Source organism: Coleofasciculus sp. FACHB-712, assembly GCF_014695635.1.
Classification (GTDB): Bacteria; Cyanobacteriota; Cyanobacteriia; order Cyanobacteriales; family FACHB-T130; genus FACHB-T130.
The window spans coordinates 1-12,957 of sequence record NZ_JACJOQ010000138.1; the positions used below are offsets into that span (position 1 = coordinate 1).

A 12,957-nucleotide genomic window follows, 5' to 3' on the forward strand; every position below is an offset into this window, starting at 1 on the left:
AGCGCTAGCGTAGAGCAAATAGAAGCGATCGCGCTTCGTCTTCAATCCGCACGCAAAGCGAGAGAGGAGGGAAAATCATGCATCTAGCGATGATTCTGACGGCGTTAGGATTGGCGTGGTGTCTGAGATGCACAGGGTTAGAGCCATCGGGAACTTGGACGCAACGCTGGCAACGATCCTTTGGGTTATTTTTGTTTCCGCCGCTGCTATTGATCGTGACAGCGATCGCAGTTATTTGCATGGGTGCAGACGGAAAAATGGGAGGACTGCAAGCCGGATGGTTCAGTTACTCCTTCGCCTGGGGATTTTTAGGCGTTGCCGGAATTTTATGTCTAAAGCTGGCACATGAAGGATGGCGTTCGGTACAACAGACACGCACTTATCCCCAAATCGAGCTTGAAGGTAAATTGGGTCGCCTTCTCAATGCCAGCGTTCTATTTAGCGCCCAAATTGGTTTCTGGCAGCCTGAATTAGTCGTCAGTCAGGGATTGTTAGAAACCCTCGATCGAGATCATCTAGAAGCAGTTCTCGCCCACGAACAAGCGCATTACTATTATCGGGATACGTTTTGGTTTTTCTGGCTGGGCTGGTTGCGCCAGATAACCGCTTGGTTGCCGAATACAGAAGCTTTGTGGCAAGAACTTTTATTATTACGAGAACTCCGTGCCGATAGATGGGCGGCGCAACAAGTTGACCCCCTGCTGTTGGCGGAATCTCTGCTGTTGGTGGTGAGTGTCTCGCCAGTACAGTCTGAAAGTTTCTGTGCAGCATTCAGCGCTGTTGCCCCTAGAAACCGTTTAGAGGAACGAATTGAAGCGCTTTTAGCACCACCAGAAGAGTCAAATTCACCCAGCTTCTTGCTTTGGCATTGGATACTGCTAGGGTTTCTGCCGCTAATAACCGTGCCGTTTCACACTTAAATTTTGGTGTTGCACAATCAGGATAATTTCTTTTCAAATTTCGCGCAAAGACGCAAAGTTTTTGTTAGCGTCTTTGCACCTTTGCGCGAGATTATCATTAACCGAGGACGGAATTACTCAAGAAAACCACTCCAATCGAGCAGATAACCAAACCGGCAAATCGCTGCCAGGATAAAGGTTGAGTGGCAGATTTCCGGCTCACTGCATTGCCAATCAGCATCGCAACCAAGGCAACGCCATATTGAATGAAAGTGAAACCCAGAAGGTAAGCAACAAGCGGCGTCATACCAGCACCGACGATTGCCTCGCCATAAGCATAGCCGTGAAATAAACCAGCAAGCGCTCCCAGCGCCAGAAGAACCATCCAGTTTGGTTTGTTTGGCGTTAGCAGCAGCGCCCCAAAGACAATCACGGAACCGGCGATCGCTATCTCAGCTGCCGGTAAATCTAGATTGAGTAAATGAATCCCAGTTCCCGCCAAGGCTGCCAATACAAACCCGACTGGGATGAACGCGCCCCGCACTTGCCCAACCGCCAGTAATCCAATCGCCACCACAAACGCAAAATGATCCAGTCCAATCAAGGGGTGGGCTAGCCCTGAAAAGAACCCTTCAAAGAAATGAGACGGCGTCTTGCCACCCATTGGATGGTGAGCGATCGCCCGCTGGGCGCATAGGAAAGTGCTAATTAAAACCAAAAATACAATTACCGTTCGGCTTTGCATCAGATTTAAGAAAGCAAAGCGTCTATCTTTAGACATATTCTGTACCTCGCAGATTTCGCAAATCAATTTCTCTCGGCGGGTATTCTGGCTGAGAGACCAAAACGACGGATCTCATTACAGCTGCGGGACAGCGACGGTTTTACACCGAACTTTCCCCGTTACCTCTGGTGGCTGCTCCCCACCAGAACCGATTGAGTAGGGCAATCATATCACTTCAGTGCTGGCATTTTAAAAAGTATGGGTAAAATGAACCTCAAACAGATGACTCCAAGAGCCGCTTTATTTGAGGAGGAATCGGAAAAATGTGCGTTAATTGTCTGCTGGGTTCGGCTTTAATGTTCTTTACACCCAGGGTTTCCGAAGTACCATCCAACCCGACGAATCAAATTGCATTACCTCAAGAAACTCAAATAGCGATCGCTACTTGAGTGCCACTAAAATTAGCTGAGGATTTCCTTTAGCTCGTGCTGGTTCCAAAGCGAACGGTAAAGTCCAGGTTGTTGCAAAAGTTCGGCATGAGTCCCAGACTGCACAATTTGACCTCGATCCATCACAAAAATGCGATCGGCAGTTGCAGCCGCAGACAATTGGTGAGAGATAAAAATAACCGTTTTGCGCTGGATGCCTTCCGAAAGATTATTCAAAATGGCTGCGGCAGTTTGATTATCAACGCTGGAGAGAGCATCATCCAAAATCAGAATCGGGGAATCCATCAGCAAAGCACGGGCGAGAGCCGTCCGTTGTCGCTGTCCCCCTGAGAGGGTAATGCCGCGCTCACCCACAACGGTTTCGTATTGCTGGGGAAAATTGAGAATTTCCGGGTGAATTTGCGCTTGCTTGGCAGCATTAATAATCTCTGTGTGTTCGCTCAGAGGATTGCCGTAGCGAATGTTGTTTTTGATGGTGGTGCTAAACAGAAAGCTGTCTTGCGGGACATAAGCGATCGCTCCGCGCAAATCGGGCAATTTAATCTGCGTAATATCATTGCCATCTACGAACAAACTATCGCTTGGAATATCCACTAATCGCGGTAAGGCATTGGCAAGTGTCGATTTTCCGGAGCCAATTGGTCCGACAATCGCCACGGTTTCCCCTGGTTCAATCGTAAAGCTAACATTCTTAAGCGCGGGAGTTTCGGCTCCCGGAAACGTATAACTGAGTTGACGGGCTGTTAATTTACCGCTTACTTTTTCAACGGGTAATGCGAGTGCATTCGGAGAATCTTTAATTTTGGCTTCTGCCATCAGAATTGACTCAATGCGGTCGATACTCACCTCACCTCGTTGGTAGGCAGTAATCGTAAAACCCAGTAAAGCGGTGGGGAAAACTAATCGTTCAGTATAGAGAATTAATGCCAGAAAATCGCCAATTGTGATCGCACCTGCCACAATTGATCGCGCTCCAACCCATAGCAATATCAGTAAGCTGATAAAAGCCATGCCTTGAATGATTGGAAACAAGACATTTCTGGTCTTTGCTAATTGGATATTGGCTTGCAACAGGCGATTATTTAACCGGGAGAAGGCGCGGCGTTCGTTCTCCTCCTGAGCGTAGATTTTGATCAGACCAATCCCGCTCATATCCTCTTGAATCAATTCGCTGATGCTAGAGAGTTCCTCTTGCAACACCAGCTGTTCGTTCCGTAGGCGATCGCTAAATAGCTGCACAGCGATCAGCATAAACGGATAGACTGCGATCGCTAGCAGACTCAGCTTCAAATTAATCGATAGCATCACCGGCAATGTCAGTCCGTAGGCAAAAACTGTATTCGCCAAACTTAACACGGCAAATCCCAGCAGACGCCGGATATTATCCACATCGCTAGTCGCCCGGTTAATCAAATCTCCAGCAGTGTTGCTTGCAAAATAAGACGGTTCCAGAGTGAGTAAATGCTGAAAAATCTTTTGTTTCAGGTCAAATTCTACTTGTCGCCCGACTCCAAACAGCAAGATGCGCGAGGCCATCCGCACTACCCACATTGCCGAAGCCAGAATCAGGATTAGCGCTACATACTTCCAGATTTGAGCGAAGTCGAACGCTTGGCGGAGTTCGTCAACGCTATCTCGAATCAGCAAAGGGATATAAACGCCCACTGCATTCACAACAAACAGCGCGATAACGCCTAAGGTAGCCTGTCGCCAGTGGGGACGCAGATAAGCACCCAATTTTTGCAGCCGAGAGTGAGCCATTCTGTGAGGACTGAGGATTAAAAACTGAGAAAAGGCAACAGACAAAAAACTTTCTTGCAACCTGCAAGAAGCTTTCGCCTAACATCCAATCCCAAACCATCGTAGACGAATTGGCGCTCGTGCTGCTTCTATAAAACGAGGGGTGTCAACCAGCCGCGTAAGAAGTAGTAGATGAAAGTGAGATATTCTTCTACCACTCGCGTTGTCGTGACTAGCGCTTCCACGGTGGGAACAAAATCCGTGACGGTGATGCGTCGGGCAGGCGTTGCCCCACTTTGAAAGGTAAAGAAATCTGTAGCTCTGGGAATGACCGTGACGCCCAAATTGGCAAACGTAAGGTTGGCACGGCGAATATTTAAGCCGGAGGCAACGAGAATAATCCGGCGCGATCGAATACCGCGCTGCCTCAAGATTTCCTCAACCCTGACGGCACTGGTGCGGAGATCAACCCCACGCGGTTCAATCACAATTCGGTTGCGGGGTACACCCATCCTGACCAGCAGCGCCGCGACATCGTTAGCCTCGTTAACACTATCTTGATTTCCTGTCAGCTCCGCTCTAGGTCCTGCACTGACAATCACTAAGGGGTCATTACCGCTCCGTAGCTGTTCTTGATACAGCTGAGCAGAGTATAGAATGCGATCGCCCGTATCAGTTAATTGAATCTGCGTCCGGTAGGGAAGATTGGGTTGTGTCGTCCCTCGCCCCAGCACCACAATCGCCCCCACAATTTGAGATCCGGTCGGCGTAATATCAGCCGGACATTGAGTTTGACAAATCAGTTGGCGTCGTTGCTCCAGTTGAATCGCCTCCACTTCCGCTTGCTGAGCCAGCCAGTAGGCAACGATTGGCAAACTAGACAACAACAAAACGAAGAAGGCTATCCTAAGTTGGTTCCAAGCTACGCCTGTTAGCGCATTCTTTTTCACTCCGCCGATGGCGAACAACAAAAGCATAATCGACAACCCCAACGGTTTGAGCGGAAACGAAAGAATGTTCCAGGCACTCGATACCAACCTTTCATTGGGGTTGTAAAACGCCATCACCATGATGACAAACAACAGCAGCCCGCCCAACCAAGCGAGATATTGTTTGGGAATCCATCGCACTAACAAAAAGTAGACTAAGGTGCCAATCAGCAGCCACAGCAGAACCCGCGTTAGTAGTAAAAACATAGTAGGTAATTGGTAATGGGTAATTGGTAATGGGTAATTGGTAACGACTATTCACCAGCGATTACCGATTGCCTCTTATTGACGTTTCAATTTTGCCCGAATTGCCTCGGTTACGGTTTGAATTACCTTAACACGGGCATAGTATTTATCATTCGCAGCAACAATTGTCCAGGGAGCGTTAGGAGTGTTCGTCCGCTGAATTGCTTGATTGACCGCCACTTCATAGAAAGCCCAATTGTCCCGATTTCGCCAATCTTCGGCGGTGAGTTTGTATTCTTTAAAGGGGTCATTCTGACGCGATATGAATCGCTGATACTGTTCTTCAGGACTAATATGCAGCCAGAACTTGACCAAAACGTAGCCTGCATTCGTCAGTTGGCTCTCAAACTCATTGATTTCCTGGTAGGCTCTGCGCCATTCCAGTTCTGTGGCAAAACCTTCAACACGCTCTACTAACACTCGCCCGTACCAGCTGCGGTCATCAATGCCAATTGTCCCTGCTGTTGGCAACCACCGCCAGAACCGCCAGAGGTAGTGATGCGCTTTCTCTTCATCCGTAGGTGCTGCGAAGGGATGAACGGCATAACTGCGGGGGTCGAGGACATCGGTTAAGCGTTTGATGGCTCCTCCTTTCCCAGCCGCATCCCAACCTTCAAACAGCACCAAGACGGGCACTTGATGTTTGTGAATCTTCATCTGAAGCTTCAGCAGTTCTACTTGGGCATCGCGTAACTGCTTTTTGTACTCATCCCTGGAGAGAGCAAGATTGAGATCGACTTGCGCTAAGAGATCCGGCTCTGCTGGGTTGAGGTGTTTTTGAGGGGGTACAGGGGTGATAGGCGTCCGAATGTGAAGTCGGTCGAGGGCTTCTGTAAGAGTGGCAGCGAATTGGGTGAGGACTTTGACCTGCGCCCAGCGTTGGCAGTTGCCCTCAACTAATGTCCAGGGGGCGGAGCCAGTGCTGGTTTGGACGAGCATTTCTTCGGCATAATCTACATATTTGCCGTAGTGTTTCTCTTGTTTCCAGTCTTCTGGACGCACTCGCCAAGCGTCTAACGGATCTTTGGCATATTCTTTGAGTCGGTGCTTTAATTCTTTGCGGCTTAGATGAATCCAGAATTTAGCGATCGCATTTCCATCATCCACCAGTTGGCGCTCAAAGGCGTTTATCTGGGCCATCACGCTTGGGATTTTTGAGTCCTCGATTCGTTCAAACAGCCGGTCTTCCAAAACATGGGTGTACCAGCTGTGATAAAAAATCCCAATACTGCCCTTTACTGGCAGTCTCCGCCAGAAGCGCCACAAAAAAGGGTATTGTTGCTCTTCCTGGTTGGGAGGCCAAATCGGGTGAACCGTAAACCCTCGCGGGTCCATGTAATTGACCATTTTCTTGACTAAAGCACCTTTCCCCGCTGCCGCCCAACCTTCCAGCACGACAATCATGGGTAGCTTTTTGTCCCAGCAAGCCTTTTGGAGCGATCGCACTTGACGCATTAGCGTCTCAATCTGAGACTCGTAAGTATTTTTATCGAGGGAAAGATCCAAATCCAGCGTATCTAGCATGATGTTGACTAGAAAAGAGCAGTACCTTTAACTATCTCCTAGTCTTGCACTTGTTGCGCTGACTATTCAGTAACAATCTGCAAATGTCAAAGCTTAGACATAAAAATACAGGAGCCAAAAACAAGAAGACAAAAGCGCTTTTTCTTCTTGTTTTTGGCTCCAGGCACTAGATAGTTTGAAAATCGGTAATTGGTAAATTACATCCCGTTACCAACTACCCATCTGATTATTTTGCTTCAAATGCTCCGATATCGCAAACACCACCTTGCGGTCTAGCAACACCTCGTTGATCCGTTGCCAAGCAAGTCGCATTATTTCCTGTATTAATCGCTGGACTCCCTGCTAATAAGGGTAAAGTCTGAGTCAAACCACCAGTCGCAGAAAGTGCGCCTAGCATTGGTTCAACAATCGTGATGCCAACCGCGCAGTTTTTGTCAGTGGGATCGTTTGGGTTTTTGGCGGGAAATTGGATATTGTTGCCGCCATTAGTCATTTCGTCAGAACAATTCTGCTTAATATTCCAGGTATTCCCGCCATTATCCGCTTTATTGTTAGCGATAATTGTATTTTTCAGGGTTATATCTGGACTGCTGCCAAAAATACCAGCCCCCATAAACCCAGCATAATTGTTAGCAATCGTGACATTATTGATGGTCATCTTACCACTGGTTCTCATGATTGCGCCGCCTAGACCCCCCTTGGCATCTGGAGTCACAGCACGATTCCCTGAAAAAGTAGTATTAGAAACTTCTGCGCTTACGTCATTTCCCGTCCACAGTCCCCCGCCCTGATTCGCAGAAATGTTGCCAGAGAAGGTAGTGTTCCTCACTATAAAAATAGTGCTGTTTGTTCCGGCAGTGTAATTAGGGGCAGTTGTGGTGCCACCGACCACGAAAATAGCACCGCCAAATCCTTTGTCGCCAGTGCCCGTAACGCTATTTCCAGAGAAGGTGTTATTTTCGATTGTCGTCGTATTGTTGTTATAAAGTTGATTAAAAAAAGCCCCACCTTGATTGGTGGAAATATTGTTTGTGAAGGTGTTGTTCCGGAGAATAATTTTACCTAAATTACCATTCGCACCATCATTATAAATGGCACCACCCGCCCCCCCAGGAGCCACAATTCCAGCGGTATTTCCCGTGAAAGTGCTATTCGTTACGGTTAAGTCGCTGAGCAAGTCATAGATTGCTCCGCCGAGGCTAGCTTGATTTCCGGTAAAAGTGCTTTTATCTACAACAATTGTACTTTCACTCTTACTATAGATTGCACCGCCTCCCGCCTCTCCCGGCATTGTTGATTTGTTGTTGTTAAAGGTACAGTTCAGTACCACTAACTTACCTCTGTAGCCGCTATAAACGCCGCCACCATTTTCGGTACTAAAGCCATTCGCAATAGTGAGATTTCTTAGAGTCAGTTGAACGAGGCTATCAGTGGAAAAAATCCGATTAGTTCCATTTCCGCTGAGAGTTACTACACTTCGTCCGTCGATTACTGTATTCGCGGAAAGTACCTTTTCTTTCACTACAATCGTATGCGGACTAGAACCACAATTAAAGGTTACAGTCCCCCCGCCTACTAAAGCAGTATCTAAAGCAGCTTCAGTACAACTTGCAGCGGTTCCGTTCCCGACAGTTCCAGCCGCCTCAGCTTTTTGATGTGAGGAAATCGTTAAGGCAACACAGAAAGCGAGAGTTAAGAAATAGAGTGGTTGTTTCATACCAAAAACCTCATTATTCAATATTAGAAGAGATTTATTGTTTGCAATTGCATGACCAAATGAGCTTACTTATTTTTGGGCGTAGAATACTGTGCAATTGCAAAAAAAGTTTGGGAGTGAGAAAGGTTAGAAGCTGAGCTAACAACCCAGATATTTGACAGACTCAATATTTGTCGGTTTCCTAACAAATCCGGCAGTCTCAGATCGAGGAATAAGTTGTAATCTGAAATAGAGCCTTTACCAAAAATAGGGATTTTAATCCTCCGCGAATATACGTAGTTTTAAGTTTGTAAAATTGTCTTACAACAAGCCTTGTTAAATAGTTCTTTGTTATAGCTGTCAATCCGGAAACCTTTTCAATGTTCAGTAAATTTACACAGGTTTTGTAGTATTAAAGCATTGCTAAAATACAAATATGTTTTTATTTAAAAATAGAAATTATGGTTAACCGTAGAATTAGCTATTAATTCGTATTGGTGCGTACACAATAAAATTAACTTTATCCCTATATTTACACAAATAGAGTTTAATAAAATTCGCTTTTAAAAATATTTTATTTATTTATTAATGAAGCCTGTTTGAGATCCTGATAGTTCTATCAATCCTGGTAATGAGGAGCAGGATAAATCATGACCCCAATGGGTTAACACCAGATGAAATCAGCTTTTGAAAGTTCTGGCGTATTGCTTGGCTTACTTGCCGTTGCACCAGCGATCGCTGTGAAACCGGCACAGGCAGAAACGATTGTTCCAGCTCAAGACGGTACGGGCACAATTGCCGCTCCTGAAGGCAATACAATCAATATCGGCGGAGGAAAACTGTCTGGTGATGGAGCAAACCTTTTCCACAGCTTTGAGCAATTTAACCTCAATGCAGACCAAATCGCTAACTTTATTTCTAATCCCAAAATTGAAAATATTTTAGGCAGAGTAGTGGGTGGAGATCCCTCTACCATTGATGGCTTAATTAAAGTCAGCGGAGGAAATTCTAATTTATACCTGATGAATCCATCGGGGATTATATTTGGTGCCAATGCCAGATTGGATGTGCCGGGAAGCTTTACCGCAACCAGTGCTACAGGGATTGGTTTTGGCTCTAATTCTTTTAATGCTAGCGGCGATAATAATTACGCAACCTTAACGGGAATGCCCAGCAGTTATTCGTTTAATACTGCTCAACCGAGTGCTATTGTCAACTCTGGAGAACTAGCAGTTAAAGAAGGGCAAAATCTTACCTTGCTGGGTGGCACTGTTGTTAGCCAGGGAACTCTGTCAGCACCAAGCGGTAAACTGATTGTGGCAGCAGTACCGGGTCAGAATACAGTCCGGATTAGTCAACCCGGACAATTGCTAAGTTTGGAGATTCAACCCATTTCTCCTGATGCTAGTCAGTCCTCAACCGCAACAGTTTCCTCTCTACCCCAGCTACTAACAGGTAGCAAAGCGGGAAATGCCACTGGACTGACTACAAATAGCAAAGGAGAGGTAGAACTAACAGGTTCTGGTATCAAGGTAGAAGCGGGGGATGTGGTAGTCCGTCAGCTCAATGCGGGAACAGCAACTCTTTCAGCCAACCATAATTTGACCCTAGTTGAAAGCCAGATACAGACATCTGGGGATATGAATTTGCTGGCAAAAGATACCGTGCGAGTGCGGGATAGCGTCGCGACCCCTTTTGTAGCGAAGGCGGGAGGGAATCTCACCGTTCAAGGCAATCAAGCAGTTGATATTTTGGCGCTGAATCACCCAGAAACACCCTTTCAAAGTGGCGGCAATCTCAGTTTAATCAGTGATGGAGTGATTTCTGGAGATGCTCACTATTCAGCAGGGCGGAATTTCTCAATTCTTAACTTATCGGGAGCAGGCGGCAAGTTTCAAAGTATTTATGACCCCATCATTACGTCTGATGGCGATGTCATGCTTGATTCTTATACGGGCGCTTCCCTGAAGATAATCGCAGCCGGAAAAATTACGATTAGTGGAGATATCGTCATTAATGCGATCGATCCAGAGGTAGATCCTAATAGTCGTGCCCTGATTTTACAAGCAGGTGCGACTGGGACAACTGATAACGTACCCTTCACCGAACCCTTTCCGGGTGCCCCTCCCGAATATTTTGACGATGCAGGCGCAAATCCCTCCTACACAACCTTTGTGAAATCTCCTACCTCAGCTGGAACGATTACAGTTGCAGGAACCATTAAATCTGATGATTTATTGGGACCAGCGGAACCTTTAAATGTTACCTTGTCGGCACCGGGTGATATTAATGTTCAAACCATTCAGTCGTCTGGTGGAAATATAAGTATTAGCAGCACCAGCGGTTCTATTAATGCCGCCGATCCAGTTAATCAAGTTTACAATTTAGACTCTCGTAATCGCCCTGGTAATGCAGGTGCAATTACCCTCAGCGCCCCATCGGGAAATATTACAACCGGAGATATCTTTTCCTCTTCTGATAACTTTGGCACGGCTGCTTCTGGGACTGGCGGCGCGATCGCAATTAGCGCCGGAGGCAATATCAAGACTGAAACCATAGATTCCAGTTCTAAGTGCAATTCTTGCTCTTCCTCTGGCAATGGCGGTGACATTACGCTGATTGCTGGTAATGATATCGCCGCCAAAATCATCGATGCTCAGAGTCTTGGCAGTGGCACTGGCGGTAATGTAACTATCGCGGCGGGACAGAATCTCACCGTTGATAATAAGTTCGTTACTTTTACCTACAACAACCCCAGCATTAACACGACAGGAACGGGCGGGGGTGGAGCCATTAATATCAATCATCACGGGGGAGTTCCAGTCCCCTCGACTCCATTTGTTGTTGGCGATCCCACGACGAATGGAACTGCCCAAGCCATCACCACGGGCACTTCGACAATATCGCCCCCCGAATCTTTCCCCGGTGGAACTGTTCAGGGCAATATTACGATCAATACCACTCCTCCACCGCCAATTCCCGCGCCAATTCCTGCACCAAGTCCTGCGCCAACTCCCGTGCCAAGTCCTGCGCCAACTCCTACCCCCATACCCAGTTCAAATCCCCAACCGGAACCTGGGAACCAACCCAAGACAGAAATTGTGACAGACTTTCAAGGAAATACACTCTCACCTGTACCAGTAGCGGGTGCAGAAAATCAAAGACCGATTTTGTGTACGGTAGAGAGTCTCGAAGATGAAAAGCTGCCACTTTTACACAGGTTGCCTCGCTGTCAAGAACACCGCGATCGCCGCAATCAACCACCGGCAAGCTCTAAAACCCTGTTTGTTCCCCGACAACAAAGCGATCGCGCAGTTCCTCAAAAGTAATCAATGTCGCTAAAGCGCTGGTTTGTAAGCTCAGCCGCAAAAATCTCTAAGATATAATTTTGAATCGCACAGAAATGGGGATGCTTCCGCGTTTCTGTGCGATTTTCCGACGAAAGAGGTATGCGATCGCTAGTTTGGTGAAGGAAAGTATTTATAAGGAACACAAGCTCTCTTACCGAGGACAACGCATTGCCCTCAGTTAGCTATCCTTATAAAGCACTGATTCAAAGTTTGAGAAGGTATTGAACGTGTCGCAAGTCAAACCAACCATTCTGGTGACGGGTGGAGCTGGATATATTGGAACCCATGCCGTACTGGCGCTGATCAAGGCAGGCTATGGGGTAGTGGTATTAGATAACCTGGTGTACGGACATCGGGAATTGGTGGAAAATGTACTCAAAGTAGAACTGGTAGTGGGAGATATGAGCGATCGCGCTCTCCTCGACCAACTCTTTGCCACTCGCAACATTGCGGCAGTTATGCACTTTGCCGCCTATATTGCGGTGGGAGAGTCCGTCACCGATCCCGCGAAATACTACCAGAACAACGTCGTTGGCACTTTGACACTGCTAGAAGCAATGGTGGCAGCAAACGTGAAGAAATTTGTCTTTTCTTCCACTTGCGCCATCTACGGGATGCCCCAGGAAGTTCCCATGACCGAACACCATCCCCAAAATCCCCTCAGTCCTTACGCGACGAGTAAGTGGATGGTAGAGAAAATTCTGGCAGATTTTGATATTGCCTACGATTTAAAGTCCGTGGCGTTCCGCTATTTCAATGCCTCTGGTGCCAATCCCGATGGCTTACTCGGTGAGGATCACGAGCCAGAAACGCACCTGATTCCCCTGGTACTTCAGACAGCTTTGGGCAAACGGGAATCTATCTTCATTCTCGGCACCGATTACCCGACCCCAGATGGCACCGGAATTCGGGACTACATCCACGTCAGCGACTTAGCAGATGCTCACGTTTTAGGGCTAGAGTATCTCCTGCAAGGGGGAACGAGCGATGTCTTTAACTTAGGCAATGGCAACGGTTTCTCAGTCAGAGAAGTGATTGAGACAGCCAAGGCGGTCACGGGGCGGGAGATCAAAGCAGTAGAACGCGATCGCCGTGCCGGGGACGCCCCTATTTTAGTTGGCAGCAGCGATAAAGCAAAAAAAATCCTCGGTTGGTGTCCGCAATACGCAGACCTGAGTAAAATCGTTGCTGACGCTTGGCAATGGCATCAGCATCGTCATGGATAATTCTGGAGTGGAAGTTAGATTAGGTCGTTTAGAATCGATTGTTGAACAAATTGCAGAGGCAGTACTTGCCAGCGCTGACACAATTGACCGTCTTGGCGAGCGAGTAGATGCTCT

10 protein-coding genes and 1 riboswitch are annotated in these 12,957 nt (G+C 47.2%); of the genes, 5 read left to right on the forward strand and 5 right to left on the reverse strand.

From position 1 onward, the window contains the following. Positions 1-77 precede the first annotated feature (77 nt). Positions 78-920 (forward strand): M56 family metallopeptidase, encoded by an 843-nt coding sequence (locus H6F50_RS03505; protein WP_190426381.1) that lies wholly within the window; start codon positions 78-80, stop codon positions 918-920. A 97-nt stretch (positions 921-1,017) separates the two neighbouring features. On the opposite strand, the gene H6F50_RS03510 is transcribed toward H6F50_RS03505, so the two are convergent. Beyond that, a complete protein-coding gene (locus H6F50_RS03510) occupies positions 1,018-1,680 on the reverse strand; it encodes a HupE/UreJ family protein (RefSeq protein WP_190426383.1) in 663 nt (220 codons plus the stop codon). 20 nt (positions 1,681-1,700) lie between these two features. Continuing rightward, a riboswitch (cobalamin riboswitch) is annotated at positions 1,701-1,851 on the reverse strand. Between the two features lie 95 nt (positions 1,852-1,946). On the opposite strand from H6F50_RS03510, the gene H6F50_RS27480 reads away from it, so the two are divergent. Next, positions 1,947-2,072, forward strand: a complete 126-nt coding sequence (locus H6F50_RS27480; protein ID WP_277878954.1) for a hypothetical protein — start codon at positions 1,947-1,949, stop codon at positions 2,070-2,072. 12 nt (positions 2,073-2,084) lie between these two features. Here the strand turns inward: H6F50_RS27480 and H6F50_RS03515 are convergent, their stop codons facing one another. The 4 genes from H6F50_RS03515 to H6F50_RS03530 form a co-directional block, all read right to left on the reverse strand. Then, complete coding sequence (locus tag H6F50_RS03515) at positions 2,085-3,833, reverse strand: ABC transporter ATP-binding protein (protein ID WP_190426395.1); 1,749 nt, start codon at positions 3,831-3,833, stop codon at positions 2,085-2,087. A 128-nt stretch (positions 3,834-3,961) separates the two neighbouring features. After that, entirely contained in the window at positions 3,962-5,008 is a 1,047-nt protein-coding gene (locus tag H6F50_RS03520; RefSeq protein WP_190410690.1) for a YdcF family protein, read from the reverse strand. A 75-nt stretch (positions 5,009-5,083) separates the two neighbouring features. Next, the gene (pap, locus tag H6F50_RS03525; RefSeq protein ID WP_190426385.1) at positions 5,084-6,571 is read right to left on the reverse strand and encodes a polyphosphate:AMP phosphotransferase; all 1,488 of its coding nucleotides are present in this window, start codon (positions 6,569-6,571) and stop codon (positions 5,084-5,086) included. Between the two features lie 226 nt (positions 6,572-6,797). Beyond that, positions 6,798-8,288 carry a choice-of-anchor Q domain-containing protein gene (locus H6F50_RS03530; protein WP_190426389.1) on the reverse strand — a complete coding sequence of 497 codons (1,491 nt, stop codon included), beginning with the start codon at positions 8,286-8,288 and terminating at the stop codon, positions 6,798-6,800. Between the two features lie 653 nt (positions 8,289-8,941). Between H6F50_RS03530 and H6F50_RS03535 the strand changes: the two genes are divergently transcribed. The 3 genes from H6F50_RS03535 to galE are packed head-to-tail and all read left to right on the forward strand — an operon-like array spanning position 8,942 to position 12,843. Continuing rightward, positions 8,942-11,596, forward strand: coding sequence for a filamentous hemagglutinin N-terminal domain-containing protein (locus H6F50_RS03535; RefSeq protein WP_190426392.1), 2,655 nt, complete (start codon positions 8,942-8,944; stop codon positions 11,594-11,596). Positions 11,597-11,655: 59 nt separating this feature from the next. After that, positions 11,656-11,799 carry a hypothetical protein gene (locus H6F50_RS03540; RefSeq protein ID WP_190410686.1) on the forward strand — a complete coding sequence of 48 codons (144 nt, stop codon included), beginning with the start codon at positions 11,656-11,658 and terminating at the stop codon, positions 11,797-11,799. 45 nt (positions 11,800-11,844) lie between these two features. Continuing rightward, positions 11,845-12,843, forward strand: a complete 999-nt coding sequence (gene galE / locus H6F50_RS03545; protein ID WP_190410685.1) for a UDP-glucose 4-epimerase GalE — start codon at positions 11,845-11,847, stop codon at positions 12,841-12,843. The last annotated feature ends 114 nt before the right edge of the window (positions 12,844-12,957 follow it).

Excerpts from the sequence above, each read along its gene's own strand:
- pap (WP_190426385.1), bottom strand. The coding sequence starts at position 6,571 with ATGCTAGATACGCTGGATTTGGATCTTTCCCTCGATAAAAATACTTAC.
- H6F50_RS27480 (WP_277878954.1), top strand. The coding sequence starts at position 1,947 with ATGTGCGTTAATTGTCTGCTGGGTTCGGCTTTAATGTTCTTTACACCC.
- H6F50_RS03520 (WP_190410690.1), bottom strand. The coding sequence starts at position 5,008 with ATGTTTTTACTACTAACGCGGGTTCTGCTGTGGCTGCTGATTGGCACC.
- H6F50_RS03510 (WP_190426383.1), bottom strand. The coding sequence starts at position 1,680 with ATGTCTAAAGATAGACGCTTTGCTTTCTTAAATCTGATGCAAAGCCGA.
- H6F50_RS03530 (WP_190426389.1), bottom strand. The coding sequence starts at position 8,288 with ATGAAACAACCACTCTATTTCTTAACTCTCGCTTTCTGTGTTGCCTTA.
- H6F50_RS03535 (WP_190426392.1), top strand. The coding sequence starts at position 8,942 with ATGAAATCAGCTTTTGAAAGTTCTGGCGTATTGCTTGGCTTACTTGCC.
- H6F50_RS03505 (WP_190426381.1), top strand. The coding sequence starts at position 78 with ATGCATCTAGCGATGATTCTGACGGCGTTAGGATTGGCGTGGTGTCTG.
- H6F50_RS03515 (WP_190426395.1), bottom strand. The coding sequence starts at position 3,833 with ATGGCTCACTCTCGGCTGCAAAAATTGGGTGCTTATCTGCGTCCCCAC.